Source organism: Streptomyces triticisoli, from assembly GCF_003270085.1.
Lineage (GTDB): Bacteria > Actinomycetota > Actinomycetes > Streptomycetales > Streptomycetaceae > Streptomyces > Streptomyces triticisoli.
This window is the reverse complement of sequence record NZ_QFDQ01000066.1, coordinates 12965-27624: the sequence shown is the minus strand read 5'-3', so window position 1 is coordinate 27624 and position 14660 is coordinate 12965. Positions and strand designations below refer to the sequence as shown.

The window sequence follows — 14660 nt, the reverse complement described above, 5'->3', positions numbered from 1 at the left end:
CCGGCCGGCCTCCGGAGTGAGGCCGGCCGGCCCCGACGCGATCGCCTTCTCCGTCGAGGGCCCCGAGGGGACCGTACGGCTGGCCGAACTCGACGGGCGCTATCTGTCCACCCAGGTCGCCGCGGGGTTCACCGGCCGTGTGATCGGGATGTACGTCACCGAGGGCAGCGCCGCGTTCGACTGGTTCGACTACCGCCTGCCGTGAGTGGTCCGCGGGCGGTGCGGGGCGGTGATCCGGCCGTCCGGCAGCCATGGCCTCCAGATGGGTGAGGGGTACGAGGGTGATCGGAGGGCGGGCGGTCAGGCGGGGGAGCTCATGAGCCGGGCGGTCCTCACCCGATGGGTGAGGACCGGCAGCAGGTCGGCGACCCGGTGCGGCCGGTGGGCGGCTATCCCGGGCGGGGCCGGCGCGAGCGGTACGAGCAGATCGGCGGGGGCGGGATGGCCGGTGGCGCCGTCGCCGGAGGTGTTGCCGTGCAGCCACAGGGTGAGCATGTACAGACTGGGCATGGACAATAGGCGCGGCTGGTACGGCTGGGTCACGGTCTCCGCCTGGCGCAGCGCGCGCTCGGTGGAGGTGACGTAGGGGCCCTCGAAGAAGTGTGAGAAGGCCCAGCCGTCGGGGGTCAGCATGGTCTCGGCCGCGGCTACCGCGTGGTCGCCGCAGCGGATCAGGAAGCGCCACCCGGCCAGCCTGGTCGCGGAGACCCCTTCGGGGGTGATCCGGTCCAGGACGTGCACGGGCAGCGGGAGCTCGGGGGTGGCGGGTTGCTGGGCGGCGCGCAGGGCGGGAGTCGGGGCCTCGCGGACCGCGGTGGGTGAACCGAGTGCCGTGAGCACGGAGCGCAGGGCCGGCGCGGGAGCCGGGGGGAAAAGCAGCGGCATGGTGGGTCGCCTCTCATTCGACAGGCACGGTGGCGCGAGGGCCGGGCGGGGGGCGGACGGCGCTGTCAGCTCTCGGGGCAGGAGGAGGTCGAACCGGGCTTGGTGAAGAGCGAGGGGTACGGGACGCGCGGCCTGCCGCACACGCTCCTGACAGGGTTCAGGGCTGTGGGCATCAACCTTCTGCCGTGGTGCAGAGTTTATACGACAAATGTTCAGGCGGTGTTTCGCCTAGCTGTTTCCGGCGTGAACGGCAAGAGCCTATTCAGTCGGAGTTTTGCGGGAATGATCCCGACTTCGAGTGGGCCGCGCCGCGTTGACCTCGGGTTGTGCCCGTTCGGCGGTCGGCCGGATGACGTCGGCGTTTTTCACGAGTTTCCCGGGGTACCCGAATCAGTCGGGTGCTTCATGCCGCGTGAATGTGCCTCCGGTCACACGAGTCCAGAGTAGCCGGTGCGGCGCGCAAGCGGGGCGTTATGGATCGCCTCGGCGGGGCATCATCCCACCTGACCGGGACCCCGGCGGCCGATCTTCGGCCCGCCCTGCGAGGAGGGATGCTGCGATGGGGGAGAAGGTCGTCGCCGGCCAGTTCGACCTGTCCGATCGCAACCGCTACCGCGACAAGCTCCGACGGTGTCTCAAGGGGCTGGAGCAGTTGCTGGAGGAGAAGCGGTTCGACCGGCCCAAGAACCTCATGGGGCTGGAGATCGAATTGAATCTGGTCGGCTCCGACGGCATGCCGAGAATGCTGAATGCGCAAGTTCTCGAGCGGATCGCCAGCCGTGACTTCCAAACAGAACTCGCCATGTTCAATCTGGAAGTCAACATCGCCCCTCATCGATTGGGCGGCCGGGTATTCGACCGGCTCGCCGAGGAGCTCAGGACGTCGCTGGCATATGCCGACCGAAAAGCCGGAGAGGTGGACGCCTCCATAGCGATGATCGGAATTCTGCCCACCCTCGACAGGGACGACCTGGTCTCCTCCAACCTCTCCGCCGTCGACCGCTACACGCTGCTGAACGACCAGATCGTGGCGGCCCGCGGCGAGGACTTCACCCTCGACATCGACGGTGTGGAGCACCTGGTCTGCACCTCGAAGTCCATCGCGCCCGAGGCCGCCTGCACCTCCGTGCAGCTGCATCTGCAGGTCACCCCGGGCCGCTTCGCGGACGTGTGGAACGCCGCGCAGGTGGCCTGTGCCGCGCAGATCGCCATGGGCGCCAACTCGCCCTTCCTGTTCGGACGCGAGCTGTGGCGGGAGTCGAGGCCCCCGCTGTTCCAGCAGTCCACCGACACCCGCCCGCCCGAGCTCCAGGCCCAGGGCGTACGGCCGCGCACCTGGTTCGGCGAGCGGTGGATCTCCTCGGCGTACGACCTCTTCGAGGAGAACCTGCGCTATTTCCCGGCCCTGCTGCCGATCTGCGACGGCGAGGACCCCCTCGACGTGCTGGACACCGGCGGCGTGCCGAAACTCGCCGAGCTCGTCCTGCACAACGGCACCGTCTACCGCTGGAACCGCCCGGTCTACGACATCGCGGACGGGATGCCGCACCTGCGTGTGGAGAACCGGGTCCTGCCCGCCGGGCCCACCGTCACCGATGTGATCGCCAACGCGGCCTTTTATTACGGCCTCGTCCGCGCGCTCGCCGAGGAACCCCGGCCGGTGTGGACCCGGCTGTCCTTCGAGGCGGCGGCGGCCAACTTCGACGCCGCGTGCCGGTACGGCATCGGCGCCCGGTTCACCTGGCCCCGGCGCGGGCGCCACTCCGGCACGGTGGAGGTCGACGCCGTCCGTCTCGTCCGCGACGAGCTGCTGCCGCTCGCCGAGGCCGGCCTGAGCGCCTGGGGCGTGGAGCGGGCCGACCGGGACCTGTACCTCGGAGTGATCGAGGAGCGGTGCCGGCTGAGGACCAACGGCGCGGAGTGGCAGGCCGCCACCTTCCACCGGGCGCTGGAGCGGGGGCTGGGCAGGCAGGCCGCCCTGGCCGCCACCACCCGGCGCTACCGCGAGCTGACGAATCTCGGCGAACCGGTGCACACCTGGCCGGTCGGCCTGCCGGAGCCGGTGCCACTGGGCTGAGTCGCGTCGCCCGCACCGGGGCATGTCGCAGGGGGCCGCCGATGCCCGCGAGGCGCGCGTCGGGCAAGCTGTGACGTCCCAGGACGGTGTACGGGAGGCGCGTGTGCAGGCGGAGGCGGGGCCGGGGGCCGATTCTTTTGGGGGGGAGCGGCCGTCGCGGCGGATCCTCCGCGACGAGACCCTGCTCGTTCTGGCACTCTCGCTCGGCGCGAGCGGCGTGTCCGCCCTGATCAGTTTCATCGGCTCGGTCACGAGACCCGGTGGGCTCAAGGACCAGGCCGCCACGCTCAACGCCTCCGCCGCCCCCGGCCGCCCCTGGCTCGACCTCGCCTGGCAGCTGTTCGGGATCGCCGCGGCCCTGGTCCCCGTCGCCCTTGTCGCCCACTTCCTGCTGCGCGAGGGGCAGGGCCTGCGCACACTCGGCTTCGATCGCACCCGCCCCTGGCCGGACCTCGGGCGCGGGGCCGTGATCGCCGCGGTCATCGGCAGCACCGGCATCGCCTTCTACCTGGCCGCCCGCGGCTCCGGCTTCAACCTCACCGTGGTGCCCGAGGCGCTGCCCGCCGTGTGGTGGAAGTACCCGGTGCTGATCCTGTCCGCACTGCAGAACGCGATTCTCGAAGAGGTCATCGTCGTCGGCTATCTGCTGCGCAGGCTCGGCCAGCTGGGCTGGACTCCGGGGACCGCGCTGGCGGCCAGCTCCGTACTGCGCGGCTCGTACCACCTCTACCAGGGCGTCGGCGGCTTCGTCGGCAACCTGGTGATGGGCGTGGTCTTCGTCTGGCTGTACCGGCGGTGGGGCCGGGTCGGCCCGCTGGTCGTGGCACACACCCTGCTCGACATCGGCGCGTTCGTGGGGTACGCGCTGCTGGCGGGGAAGGTGGGCTGGCTGCCGACGGGGTGAGCGGGACCGCGAGCCGGGAAGGGGCGTGAGGGACCGGCGGTTTCCAGCGGTCGTACGCCCCTTCGCCGTCTGCTGGGTTCTGCCGTCTACTGGGCGAGCAGGTCGCCCTCGATGACGGTGACCGCGCGGCCGGTGAGCAGGGTGCGGTCGCCGCGCAGGCCGGTGCGGACGAGGCCGGAGCGCGGGGAGGCCTGCAGGCCGGTGAGGTCGGGACGGCCCAGGCGCTCGGACCAGTAGGGGGCCAGAGCGGTGTGGGCGCTGCCGGTGACCGGGTCCTCGTCGATGCCGACGTTCGGGAAGAAGCACCGGGAGACGAAGTCGTATTCGCGGGCGGGGGCCTCGGCGCGGGCGGTGGCGATGATGCCGCGTGCGGAGTAGGCGGCGAGGGCCTTGTGGTCGGGGGTCAGACCGCGGACCGTCTTCTCGTCGGCGAGTTCCAGCACCAGGTCGCCGACGTTCGGGCCGGTGTCGTAGGCGGTGCGCGGCTCGGCGCCGAGAGCCTCGGCGACCCCGTCGGGGACGTCCACCGCGGTGAGCGGGGCGGTCGGGAAGTCCAGGGTGATCGCGCCGTCCTCGGCGGGGGTCGCGATGAGTACGCCGCTGCGGGTGGCGAAGCGTACGGGCCCTTCGTGGGCGCCCGTCGTGCGCAGGACGTGGGCGGTGGCGAGCGTGGCGTGGCCGCACATCACGACCTCGGTGGCGGGCGTGAACCAGCGCAGCGCCCAGTCGGCCTCGCCGCCCTCGGGCAGCCGGTGCGTGAACGCCGTCTCGGCGTGGTTGACCTCCAGTGCCACCTTCTGCAGCCAGTCGTCCTCGGGGAAGGCGTCCAGGAGCAGGACTCCCGCCGGGTTGCCTGCGAAGGGACGGTCGGTGAAGGCGTCGACGATTCGAATCCGCATGCCCCGACGGTACGGGCTCCGGCACGCGGCGGACCAAGGCCAATGGGCGGTCGGTGGCCATGGCGAGGCGAGAGCACGGTTGGGAATGCTTGTCGGGCGACTGTCACCGATATATCGTTGAGCTGTCGCGACAGGTCGATGGTGGAATGGAGTGGTGACGATGCGCATCCACGGATTCGAACGTGGACACCGGCAGGACGGCCGTCGGCACGGCCGGGGCGGCTTCGAGGGGCGACGGGCCGCGTTCGGGCCCTTCGGACCGGGCGGCCACGGCTTCGGCCCCGGGTTCGGCCCGGGCCCCTGGGGCGGACGAGGGCACGGTGGACCGCGCGGCAGGGCACGGCGAGGCGACGTAAGGGCATCGATCCTGGCCCTGCTCAAGGACCGGCCCATGCACGGCTACGAGATGATCCAGGAGATCGCCGAGCGCAGCGGCGGCGCCTGGAAGCCCAGCCCCGGCTCGGTCTACCCCACCCTCCAGCTGCTGGAGGACGAGGACCTGATCGTCAGTCGGAGCGAGGGCGGCAAGAAGCTGTTCTCCCTCACGGAGACGGGCCGCGCCGCGGCCGACGAGGGACCGGACGCGCCCTGGGAGGAGGCCTCGCGCGGCATCGACCGGGAGGCCCTGAGCGAGATCCGGCAGGCCGGCTTCGGCCTGATGGAGGCCTTCGGCCAGGTCTGGAGGGCCGGCAGCAAGGAGCAGCGGGAGAAGGCGCTCGCCCTCGTCGACGAGACCCGCAAGAGGTTGTACCTGATCCTCGCCGACGGGGACTGACGGTCATCCGTCGACCCGGGCGGCCGGAATCTCCTCCTTACGGATGAGATTCCGGCCGCCCGGGTCCGCTTCCCGTGGGACGCGGAAATGCTTCCCGCCGGGGATGACCGGAGCCGAAGGGGCTGATGGGCTGGGGGATGTGCGATCCCGTGTTCCCCGGCAGCCCGCCCCTGGGCAGGATGCCCTCCGCCCGGACGGCGACGTCCGGCTCAGCGCCGAGCTGGCGGCGGTGGTCGCCGGTGCCCGCAGAAGGGCGGTCCGGGACGGGGACCGGCAGATCGACACCGTCCATCTGCTGCACACACTCCTGGACTCCGACCCCGAGGTGCGCGCGGCCTTCGACGGCGCGCCGCAGATCGCCCGGCTGCTCGGCTACCTCGTACAGCGCAGCATCGGCTACGGCCTGCGCTGGCAGAGCACCGTGGAGGACTCCGGCGCCCTGCCCGTGGTGACGGAGTCCGGCGGTCTCTCGCCGGTGGCGTCGGCCGCACTGGAGCACGCCTGCGAGCGCGCCGCCCGGCGCGGCGAGGACCTGGCGCGCGGCGTCGACCTGCTCGCCGCGCTCGTCGTGGTCCCGCGGGCACGCGCCGTGGAGGTGCTCACCCGCGCCGGAATCGACGCGCGGGACCTCGCCGGCCGGCTCGACAACGATGCCAAGGGCCGCCCGGAGGACTGCGCCGTCAGGGGTGACGGAGGCGGTTGCTGAGCCGGGACGGGCGGGCGTGGCCGCCGGTGCCCCGTCCGGCCCGTGGGACAGGTGCCATCGGGGGTGACGCTCATGTCGTCGCCTGCCATCATGTGCCGGTGCGTACGTCTCAGATCAGTCAGGGCCATTCCGGCAAGAGAGTCGGGCTCGGTCTCGCGCTCGTGTCCGCGGTCGCCTTCGGCGGTTCCGGTGTCGCGGCCAAGCCACTGATCGAGGCGGGCCTCGATCCGCTGCACGTGGTGTGGCTGCGCGCCTCCGGCGCCGCCCTCGTCATGCTGCCGCTCGCCGTGCGGCACCGCGCGCTGCTGCGCAGCCACCCCGCCCTGCTCGCCGGGTTCGGCCTGCTGGCCGTGGCGGGCGTCCAGGCCTGCTACTTCGCGGCGATCTCCCGCATACCCGTCGGGGTCGCCCTGCTCATCGAGTACCTGGCGCCCGCCCTGGTCCTCGGCTGGGTCCGGTTCGTGCAGCGACGGCCGGTCACCCGGGCCGCGGCACTCGGAGTGGTCCTCGCGGTCGGCGGCCTGGCCTGCGTCGTCGAGGTCTGGTCCGGCCTGGGCTTCGACGTGCTCGGACTGGTGCTGGCGCTCGGCGCGGCCTGCTGCCAGGTCGGCTACTTCGTGCTGTCCGACCAGGGCGGCGACGCGGGAGAGGCGGCCCCGGACCCGCTCGGCGTCATCGCCTACGGCCTGCTCATCGGCGCCGGCGTCCTGACCGTCGTGGCACGTCCCTGGAACATGGACTGGTCGGTGCTCGCGCACAGCGCGCACATGAACGGCACCGCGGTCCCGGCCGTCGCCCTGCTGCTGTGGGTCGTCCTGGTCGCGACAGTCCTCGCCTACGTCACCGGAGTGCTCTCCGTGCGGCGGCTCTCGCCCCAGGTGGCGGGGGTGGTGGCGTGCCTGGAAGCGGTCGTAGCGACCGTGCTGGCCTGGGTGCTGCTCGGCGAGCACCTCTCGGCACCGCAGATCGTCGGAGGGGCGGTCGTGCTGCTGGGCGCGTTCATCGCGCAGTCGTCGGCGCCCGCGAAGGGCTCGGCGGAGCCGGTGGCGAGCGGCGGCCCGGAAAGGGAGCTTTCGGCCCGGGGAACGGCGGCCTGAGGTGCGGGCTTCTGTCGGCCTGCCCGTCGGGCGCGGCCTGCTCTACCTGATCGTCGCCGGCGCCGCCTGGGGCACCGCGGGCGCGGCCGCCTCCCTGGTCTACCGGACCAGCGACATGGGGCCCGTCGCCCTGTCCTTCTGGCGCTGTGCGATCGGGGTTGTCCTGCTGCTCGCCGTGCGCCTCCTGCGCCCGCGCGCCCGGCCGGCCGTGCCCGTGCCGCTCGGCCTCAGGCTGCGGCGGGCCGCTGCCGTCGGCGCCGGTCTCGCCGTGTTCCAGACGGCCTACTTCGCGGCCGTGGCGGCCACCGGGCTGGCCGTGGCGACCGTCGTCACCCTCGGCGCCGGGCCCGTCCTCATCGCGCTCGGTGCCCGGCTCACGATGGGTGAACGGCTCGGCCGGGCCGGCCTGACCGCCGTCGCCGGGGCGCTCGCCGGGCTGGGCGTGCTGGTGTTCGGCAGCGGCGGTGCCACCGTACGTCCCTGGGGCGTGCTGATCGCCCTGGTGGCGGCGGTCGGCTACTCCGCGATGACCCTCCTCACCCGCTGGTGGGGCCGCGCCGGCGGGGCGGACCAGTCCGGTACGACCGTCGGGGCGTTCGCGGTCACCAGCCTGTGCCTGCTGCCGTTCGCGCTGGCGGAGGGGCTGGTGCCGCACACCGAGGACCCGGTACGGCTGCTGTGGCTGCTGGCGTACATCGCCTCGATCCCGACCGCCCTGGCCTACGCCCTCTACTTCGCGGGCGCCGCCGTCGTACGGTCGGCCACCGTCTCCGTGATCATGCTGCTGGAGCCGGTCAGCGCGGCGGTGCTGGCCGTCGCCCTGCTCGGCGAACGGCTGACGGCGGCCACCCTCGTCGGCACCGCGCTGATGCTCGGCTCGGTCGCCGGCCTCGCCCTGGCGGAGACACGCGGGGCGCGGGCGGCGGTGGGGGAGCCGGCCCTCGCGTGACCCCCGGCAGGCCTGCCGCCCACTCAGGTCCCGCGTCTGCGCAGCAGATGCTCCCGGGCCGCCGCGTCCCGTGGGCCGCCCCGCTCCGTGAGAGCCACCGTGATACCGGACAGCAGGCGGCCGTACGGCGCCTCGCCCGCCGCCGCCCGTGCCGAGCCGCCCTCCGGCTGGAAGTGGCCCAGCTGCCGGTTCAGCAACTCGGCCTTCTCCCGAGGGTCGTCCACCACGTGGGCGGTGCAGCGGAGCTGGACAGCGGCGTAGAAGCTCGTCGGGACCCCGTGCTCGGGCGGGCCGTCCGGGTCCGCCTGCCAGGGGCCGGGGACGTAGACGTAGTCGTCGACCACGCTCAGCAGCACCTGCGGGTTCGCCTCCAGGGCGGCCCACAGCGGGTTCGGGCGGGCCAGGTGGGTGACGGCCTCACCGCGCCCGGCGTCGTAGGCGAAGTGCAGCGGCTGGACGAAGGGCGGCTCGCCGGGCGGGCCGGTCACGGCCAGCTGGCCGAAGTCACGGACGGTGAGCCACTGTTGCCACTCGGCGTCCTCGCGAGGCGCGTCCCAGGGATGGATCAGCATCACAGGGCCGCGAGGTGGTCGAGGTAGTCGGGGAGCTCGACGCCGGAGGCCAGGCCGGCGTCGGCGAGCGGGGTGCCATACTGCCTGCGGACCGGGACCACGCCGGCCCAGTGGGGCAGGGAGAGGTCCTCGGGCTCGTCGTTCGCGCCACCGGTGCGCAGCTTGGCGGAGACCTCGTCGAGGTCGAGGCGGAGCACGGCGGTCGCCGCCAGCTCCCTGGCGTTGGCGGGGCGGGAGTCGGCCGACCGGCCCGGCACCACATGGTCGACCAGCGCGTCCAGCGCCATCCGCTTCTCCTCCGGGTCGGTGACCTGGTGGGCGACGCCGTGCACCACGACGGAGCGGTAGTTGATCGAGTGGTGGAAGGCGGAGCGTGCCAGGACCAGGCCGTCGACATGGGTGACCGTCAGGCAGACCGGCAGTCCCGGGTCGGCCTGTCCGGCCGTGCGCAGCGGGCGCGAGCCGGTCGAGCCGTGCACATAGAGCCGCTCACCGGCCCGGCCGTACAGCGTCGGCAGCACCACGGGCGCGCCGTCGCGGAGGTAGCCGAGGTGGCAGACGTAGCCCTCGTCGAGTATCGCGTGCACCAGCTCCTTGTCGTACGACGCCCGGTGCGCGGAGCGGGTGGGGACGGTGCGGTCGGTCGGGGTGTAGGAGCCGGGTGGTGACGCCGGCGGCTGGATCCCCTGCATTGCGATCCCCCTTGCACTAGTGCATAATCTGGTTTGTGCTAGGAGAATATCGGATCAAGGGGCGGCGTGCAGCGGAAATCGCGGCGAACGTCGAGCGCGCGGTGGGCTCCGGCGAGCTTGAGCCTGGCCAGCTACTGCCGCCCATGAGGGATTTGGCGGTCGAGCTCGGGGTCAATCCCAACACCGTCGCGGCCGCGTACCGGGTGCTGCGCGAGCGCGGGGTCATCGAGACCGCCGGGCGCCGGGGCAGCCGGGTGCGGCCCGCGCCGGCCACGACCGGACGGGATCTCCTCCGCGTGGACGTGCCCGAGGGCGTGCGCGACGTCTCGAACGGCAACCCGGATCCGGCGCTGCTGCCGCCGCTGGCCCCGGCGTTCGCGGCGGCCGGGGCGCAGGGCGACCGTGAGCCGGTGCTGTACGGGGACGTGGCCGTGGAACCGGAGCTGGCCCGCATGGCCCGTGCGGGGCTGGATGCCGACGGAGTGCCGGACGGGCCGCTCGCCGTCGTCTCCGGAGCGCTCGACGCAGTGGAGCGCGTCCTCGCCGCCCACCTCAGGCCCGGCGACACGGTCGCCGTCGAGGACCCCGGGTGGAGGAGCGCCCTCGACCTAGTCCCCGCCCTCGGGCTGCGCACGGCCGGAGTCGGGGTCGACGACGAAGGGCCGCTCGTCGACGACGTGCGCCGTGTCCTGCGGGGCGGCGCACGGGCGCTCATCGTCACGGACCGGGCGCAGAACCCGACCGGCGCCGCGGTGAGCGCCACGCGCGCGCGTGCTCTGCGGGCCGTCCTCCGGGAGCATCCGGAGACGCTGCTGATCGAGGACGACCACGGTCACGGCATCGTCGACCTGCCCCTGCACCCACTCGCCGGGGCCACGGGGCACTGGGCCTTCGTACGCTCGGTCGCCAAGGCGTACGGCCCCGACCTGCGGCTCGCCGTGCTCACCGGGGACGAGGTCACGGTCGACCGGGTCCGCGGCCGGCAGCGCCTCGGACCCGGCTGGGTGAGCCGCCTGCTCCAGCGGGCCGTGGTACGGCTGTGGGCGGACGGCGCCCCGGACACGCGCGCGGTGGCGGCGGCCTACGGGCGGCGGCGCGAGCTGTTGACCGGCGCGTTGGCCGAGCGCGGGGTCGCCGGGCACGGGCGCAGCGGGATGAACGTGTGGGTGCCCGTGCCGGACGAGACCGGCGTCGTCGCGAGCCTGCTGCACGCCGGCTGGGCCGTCGCCCCCGGTGCCCGCTTCCGGCTGAACGCCCCGCCCGGCATCCGGATCACGGTCTCGGCCCTGCGGGAGGGGGAGGAGATCGAGCAGCTGGCGGACGCGGTGGCCGCGGCGCTCCGCCCGGAGCCGGCGCGGAGTTACGTGTAGGAGGCCACCGCGGCCTACGCGCTCTTCGGGCGGGCCTGGGTCAGGGCCGCGCCCGCCAGGACGACCGCCGCGCCGACCGGGATCGACCAGGTGAGGTGTTCGCCGAGCACGGCGACGCCGGCGGCGGTGGCGATGACCGGGATGAAGTACGTGACCATCTGGGCGGTCGTCGGGCCGACCTCGGCGACCAGGCCGTACTGGACGAGCATCGCCACGCCCGTGCCCAGGGCGCCCAGGGCGACGATCGCGAGCAGCGGCACGACGGACAGCCGGTCCGGAACACTGGTGAACAGCGGTGTGACGACGGCGAGTTGCAGCGTGGCCAGGAGCAACTGGCCGCCGGTCAGCGACAGGTGGGACTCGGTGGAGCCCGCCAGGGTGCGGCGGACGTAGATCCAGCCGACCGGGTAGCTCAGCGAGGCCAGCAGGGCCATCGCGGTGCCGCCGGCGTCCAGACCGTGGAAGCCCTGCCAGGCGCCGAGCACGGTGAGCACCCCGAGGAAGCCGAGTCCGAGCCCCGCGACCCGCAGCCGGGTCGGGCGGTCCTCGGAGAGGGCGACGAGGGACAGGGCCATGCCCCACAGCGGTGAGGTCGCGTTGCAGATGCCCGCCAGGGTGGACGGGATCGTCAGCTCCGCGTACGCGAAGAGCGAGAACGGCAGCGCGTTGAGGAAGAAGGCCGCGACCGCCAGATGCCCCCAGGCGCGCGCGCCACGCGGCAGCCGCTCCCGCTTCACCGCCATCGCCACCGCGAGCACCGCCGTGCCGAACACCAGCCGCCCGAGCGTCACCTGGAAGGGCGCGAAGCCCTCCGTGCCCACTTTGATGAACAGGAAGCTGAAGCCCCAGAGCAGCGAGAGGAAGGCGAAACGGACCCGCCAGTGCACGGGGCGGGCGCGGCGGGGGCGTCCGGCCGGGACGGGCGGGGTCTGCGAGGAGACGGTCGAGGCACTCATGGTCGTACGATGCCTGCGTCCGACCTCGTAGCACAATCGAGAATTCGCTCGCGATATCTCGTAGCATCGCTTACATGTTGAACCTGGAGCGCCTGCGCACGCTCGACGCCCTCGCCCGGCACGGTTCGGTCAGCGGTGCGGCCGAGGGGCTGCATGTGACGACATCGGCCGTGTCCCAGCAGATGGCCAAGCTGGAGCGGGAGGTGGGCCAGCAACTCCTGGCCAAGAACGGCCGGGGCGTGCGGCTCACGGACGCCGGCCGGCTGCTCGCCGAGCACGCGGCGCGCATCCTGTCGCAGGTCGAGCTCGCCCAGTCCGACCTGGAGGCCCAGCGCGGGCAGGCGGTCGGCGAGCTGCGGCTCGGCGCGTTTCCCACCGCCGCGCGCGGACTGTTCCCGGCGGCCCTGTCCCATCTGCGCGAGCGGCACCCGGGGCTCAGGGTGTGCACCGTGGAAATGGAGCCGGCCGCCGCGGTGCGGGCCGTGGTGCGCGGTGACGTCGACCTGTCGGTCGTCCTCGACTGGTACAACAAGCCGCTGCCCGTGCCGGAAGGGCTCACCCGGGCCCCGATCCTCGACGACCCCGCCGATGTGGCGCTGTCCGCCGCGCACCCCCTCGCCGACCGCACCGAGGTCGACCTCGAGGACTTCGCGGACGACGACTGGGTCACCTGGGGCGAGGCCGAGTTCTGCGACGAGTGGCTGCTGGACACACTCCGCTCCAAGGGCGTCGAACCGCGCATCGCCCACCGCGCCGAGGAGCACGCCACCCAGCTGGCCCTGGTCGCCGCCGGCCTGGGTGTGTGCGTGGCCCCCCGGCTCGGGCGGGGCCCGCTGCCCGCGGGCGTACGCACCGTCCCGGTGCGGCAGGCCGTACGGCGCCACGTGTACGCCGTATGGCGCACCGGCGCCGACCGCCGCCCCTCGATCCGCGCAGCGATCACCGCTCTCCGCACGACAGGAACCCGGCCGGCCTGAGTCACCTGCCCACAACCGCCGGCCGGGCCCACCCGGCCCCCTCGCGCCCGCAACGCTCGCCACGCGGTGGTCGAGGCCTTGCGGGCGCGAGGGGCATCCGGGTCTAGGCGGAGCCCAGTTTGCGGAAGTCCCAGGAGACGGTTTTTTCCGGGGTCAGGCGGATCCAGGCGTGGCGGCCGTCGTGCGGCATTTCCTCCAGGTCGAAGTACTTGCGGGCGAACAGGGTCTCCGGAACGTCGAGTTCGGCGCAGAGCTCGCCGATGCGCGGTACCTCGCCGACGAACTCCGCCGTGCCGGACAGCTCCGCGCCGCGCAGCTGGTCGTACTCCTCACCGGTGTCGACGACTATGGCCACCCTCGGGTCACGCCGCAGGTCGGCCCAGCGCTTGCTGCGCACCACGGAGTAGAGCCACAGCGAGATGCCGTCCCAGACGAACCACAGGGCGCTCACATGCGGTGCGCCGCCGGTCGATGTCGTGGCGACCCGGCAGGTGCGCTGCGTGGTCAGGAAGTCGTCCAGCTCGCCCGGCGTCATCATGATCTTCCGGCCCCGGCGCTGAGTGGCGGTCATACGGCCCTTCTTTCTTTTCTCCCACGCGGTGTCAGGAGACAGGATCCTGGCGCCGCGTCAGGAAAGGGTGAGGCGCGTCAGGCCAGTCTGATCTCGCCGTCCGCGACCGAGATGTTCTTCGCGGGCAGCGGCTGGACCGCCGGCCCCTTCCTGACGCTGCCGTCGGTGGCGGAGAACTCGCTGTTGTGGCAAGGACAGCTGATCACCCCGTCGGCGATCCGGTTCACCGCGCACCCCCGGTGGGTGCACTTGGACGAGAATGCCTTGAACTCCCCCTCCGTCGGCTGCGTGACCACCACGCCCTCGCTGCCGAAGACCTTGCCGCCTCCCTCGGGGATGTCGGAGGTCTTCGCCAGTACCGTGCCGCCGGAGCCGGCCGCGGCGCCGTCGCCGCCCGAACCGCCGCTCTCATTGCTGCCGTTCTGCGTGGTGGACGAGCCGGACGAGGACGTGTCCTCGGACCCGCACGCGGTCAGCGCGACGGCGAGCCCCGCCGCGCCCACCGCCGCCACGACCGTACGGCGGCCCGGTGCCCCCTGGGGTTGAAGCGGTTCGCTGGTCATGCTGACGTTTCCCTTCCGCTCGGACTTCCTGGTCCACCCAGGGGTACGGCCGCCGGGCACCCGGTGTTCAGACCATGTCCAGATCTTGACCGACGGGGGATCAAGTGGACGTAAGACGTCCGACGCGACCCCAGTAGCCTGGGGCGATGCTCAAGGAAGCCATCGCGACCCGCTACATCACGCCGCTGCGTGAGGGCGGCTCGCTGCCGGGGCTGATCGAGGCGGACGACCTCGGGACGTACGTCCTGAAGTCGTCCGGCTAGTGGCCTGGGCCTGCGGCGATGCGGCTACACCTGTAGCTGACCTGCGCAGATGGGTCTTTCAGCGTCTTTCAGGTTCGTGCCGCGTCACACAGCCGATCCTCCCCACGCGCTCCCCAGCAGGGCAGATTCTCCCCAGATTCACCCCAGGGGGTACTGACCTCACGGACAGCGGTGAGACGAAAGCCAATCCAGCCGTAGGAATGCTGAGTGACTGCGGTGGGTGGGCTGCTTTCAAGCAGTCAGCTCTGCCAATGTCAGCTGTTCTGGAACTGGATCGGACGGTCCCAGGAAGAGATCGCGCAGGCCCGCCGGCGCGTGAACGTGGCGTTCGCCGTGCCCTGTTGTGGAGCATCACCGGCACGAGCAGAGCCATCACGGCCATGAGCCTCCCGATGAAGCAGTGA

16 protein-coding genes and 1 pseudogene are annotated in these 14660 nt (G+C 72.6%); 10 read left to right on the top strand and 7 right to left on the bottom strand.

The genetic code is table 11. From position 1 onward, the window contains the following. Positions 1–205 (top strand): beta-xylosidase family glycoside hydrolase (locus DEP02_RS11790; protein ID WP_500299153.1); only part of this gene is annotated, 205 nt, incomplete at its 5' end. Between the two features lie 95 nt (positions 206–300). Here the strand turns inward: DEP02_RS11790 and DEP02_RS11785 are convergent. Beyond that, positions 301–885, bottom strand: coding sequence for a hypothetical protein (locus DEP02_RS11785; RefSeq protein ID WP_112467289.1), 585 nt, complete (start codon positions 883–885; stop codon positions 301–303). A gap of 559 nt (positions 886–1444) precedes the next feature. Between DEP02_RS11785 and DEP02_RS11780 the strand changes: the two genes are divergently transcribed. Then, positions 1445–2962, top strand: a complete 1518-nt coding sequence (locus tag DEP02_RS11780) for a glutamate-cysteine ligase family protein (protein WP_112467288.1) — start codon at positions 1445–1447, stop codon at positions 2960–2962. A 103-nt stretch (positions 2963–3065) separates the two neighbouring features. Further along, on the top strand, positions 3066–3866 hold the full coding sequence (locus DEP02_RS11775; protein WP_112467287.1) for a CPBP family intramembrane glutamic endopeptidase: 801 nt from the start codon (positions 3066–3068) through the stop codon (positions 3864–3866). 86 nt (positions 3867–3952) lie between these two features. Here DEP02_RS11775 and DEP02_RS11770 read toward each other — a convergent pair whose 3' ends face one another. Then, on the bottom strand, positions 3953–4765 hold the full coding sequence (locus tag DEP02_RS11770; RefSeq protein ID WP_112467286.1) for a PhzF family phenazine biosynthesis protein: 813 nt from the start codon (positions 4763–4765) through the stop codon (positions 3953–3955). A 160-nt stretch (positions 4766–4925) separates the two neighbouring features. Here DEP02_RS11770 and DEP02_RS11765 point away from each other — a divergent pair, with 160 nt between their 5' ends. The 4 genes from DEP02_RS11765 to DEP02_RS11750 all read left to right on the top strand — a co-directional run bounded on the left by DEP02_RS11765 (position 4926) and on the right by DEP02_RS11750 (position 8292). Next, positions 4926–5540, top strand: a complete 615-nt coding sequence (locus tag DEP02_RS11765; RefSeq protein ID WP_112467285.1) for a PadR family transcriptional regulator — start codon at positions 4926–4928, stop codon at positions 5538–5540. Positions 5541–5679: 139 nt separating this feature from the next. Continuing rightward, entirely contained in the window at positions 5680–6246 is a 567-nt protein-coding gene (locus DEP02_RS11760) for a Clp protease N-terminal domain-containing protein (protein WP_157977424.1), read from the top strand. A gap of 92 nt (positions 6247–6338) precedes the next feature. Next, positions 6339–7343, top strand: coding sequence for an EamA family transporter (locus DEP02_RS11755; RefSeq protein WP_112467283.1), 1005 nt, complete (start codon positions 6339–6341; stop codon positions 7341–7343). A 1-nt stretch (position 7344) separates the two neighbouring features. After that, positions 7345–8292 carry a DMT family transporter gene (locus tag DEP02_RS11750; RefSeq protein WP_112467282.1) on the top strand — a complete coding sequence of 316 codons (948 nt, stop codon included), beginning with the start codon at positions 7345–7347 and terminating at the stop codon, positions 8290–8292. Positions 8293–8315: 23 nt separating this feature from the next. Here DEP02_RS11750 and DEP02_RS11745 read toward each other — a convergent pair whose 3' ends face one another. Then, complete coding sequence (locus DEP02_RS11745; protein WP_112467292.1) at positions 8316–8864, bottom strand: FMN-binding negative transcriptional regulator; 549 nt, start codon at positions 8862–8864, stop codon at positions 8316–8318. Further along, positions 8864–9556, bottom strand: coding sequence for a pyridoxamine 5'-phosphate oxidase family protein (locus tag DEP02_RS11740; RefSeq protein ID WP_112467281.1), 693 nt, complete (start codon positions 9554–9556; stop codon positions 8864–8866). Before DEP02_RS11740 ends, DEP02_RS11745 begins: the two co-directional genes overlap by 1 nt. 35 nt (positions 9557–9591) lie before the next feature. Between DEP02_RS11740 and DEP02_RS11735 the strand changes: the two genes are divergently transcribed. Further along, on the top strand, positions 9592–10926 hold the full coding sequence (locus tag DEP02_RS11735; protein WP_112467280.1) for an aminotransferase class I/II-fold pyridoxal phosphate-dependent enzyme: 1335 nt from the start codon (positions 9592–9594) through the stop codon (positions 10924–10926). 14 nt (positions 10927–10940) lie between these two features. On the opposite strand, the gene DEP02_RS11730 is transcribed toward DEP02_RS11735, so the two are convergent. Further along, positions 10941–11882: a DMT family transporter gene (locus tag DEP02_RS11730; RefSeq protein ID WP_198668394.1), complete on the bottom strand. Its 942-nt coding sequence runs from the start codon at positions 11880–11882 to the stop codon at positions 10941–10943. 74 nt (positions 11883–11956) lie between these two features. Here DEP02_RS11730 and DEP02_RS11725 point away from each other — a divergent pair, with 74 nt between their 5' ends. After that, positions 11957–12859, top strand: a complete 903-nt coding sequence (locus DEP02_RS11725) for a LysR family transcriptional regulator (protein WP_112467278.1) — start codon at positions 11957–11959, stop codon at positions 12857–12859. A gap of 103 nt (positions 12860–12962) precedes the next feature. On the opposite strand, the gene DEP02_RS11720 is transcribed toward DEP02_RS11725, so the two are convergent. Both DEP02_RS11720 and DEP02_RS11715 read right to left on the bottom strand, forming a co-directional pair. Next, complete coding sequence (locus DEP02_RS11720; RefSeq protein ID WP_112467277.1) at positions 12963–13430, bottom strand: pyridoxamine 5'-phosphate oxidase family protein; 468 nt, start codon at positions 13428–13430, stop codon at positions 12963–12965. 77 nt (positions 13431–13507) lie between these two features. After that, a complete protein-coding gene (locus tag DEP02_RS11715) occupies positions 13508–13993 on the bottom strand; it encodes a Rieske (2Fe-2S) protein (RefSeq protein WP_112467276.1) in 486 nt (161 codons plus the stop codon). A 146-nt stretch (positions 13994–14139) separates the two neighbouring features. Between DEP02_RS11715 and DEP02_RS35815 the strand changes: the two are divergent. Continuing rightward, positions 14140–14253 (top strand): annotated as a pseudogene (locus DEP02_RS35815) (HipA family kinase); the annotation flags it as partial. Positions 14254–14660: the final 407 nt, after the last annotated feature.